The organism is Photobacterium chitinilyticum, assembly GCF_004104355.1.
Classification (GTDB): Bacteria; Pseudomonadota; Gammaproteobacteria; order Enterobacterales; family Vibrionaceae; genus Photobacterium; species Photobacterium chitinilyticum.
In genome coordinates, this window is the sequence record NZ_RJLM01000107.1 from 1 (window position 1) to 761 (window position 761).

Annotated in this window: 1 protein-coding gene; it reads right to left on the reverse strand. The window is 52.4% G+C overall.

What is annotated here, in order from left to right:
- The coding region (locus EDI28_RS26085) for an IS630-like element ISAhy2 family transposase (protein ID WP_128786706.1) at nt 1-761 on the reverse strand (761 nt) is incomplete at both ends.

A 761-nucleotide genomic window follows, 5' to 3' on the forward strand; every position in this document is an offset into this window, starting at 1 on the left:
TAAACTGGCTGGAACACCAGGCAGAACTTGGGATTCTTCTTCAACCATCGCTCGGTCTGTTTGCTTTTGTGAATGATGTAGTTATCGAGGATCAACGTGATGGTTTTGGCTCGTCGGTAGTGGTGGCGCAGCTTTTCCAGCATGGCAATAAACAGCGATGAGTTTTTCTTGATCCCGCTGACGTAAAGTACCCTTCCGTTGCCTGCGTGGAGAACGCCTGCCAGATAATGCTTGGCATTCTGCCCCGGTGTGACAACCCGCTTTTGCTGCGCTCTGAACATCCAGTCGGCTCCTAATTTGGGATTGAGGTCTATATCGACTTCATCCTCATAAAACACCGGATTATCGGCATCACAGCGGGCCAGCGCGGCGTCGATATTCGCCATTTTTTCCTGATAGGCTGGGTCTTTTATCCGCAAGGTCGGCACGGGCCTGCGCCAGACAATGCCCATACGAGGTAACCATCGGCGGAGCGTGGAGGCTGCCACATTGAGCCCTGTTAACCGATTGATTTTTATAGCCAATAGTTCAGTACACCAACGGCTGCGCTGATAACCAAAATCTTGCGGAGAAAACTGCATGAGCAGCACCAGTAAGGTGACAATCTTGGCGATAGGTAAGACTGGGGCACGGCCAGCCGGTAAGGCTTCTAGCGCATCTATGCCTTCATCTCGATACCACCGAAGCCAACGACCGATGGTCGAGCGCGCAGCGCCGGTAAGGTGATGAACATCGGTGATCGTGCGTCCTTCATGTAACAG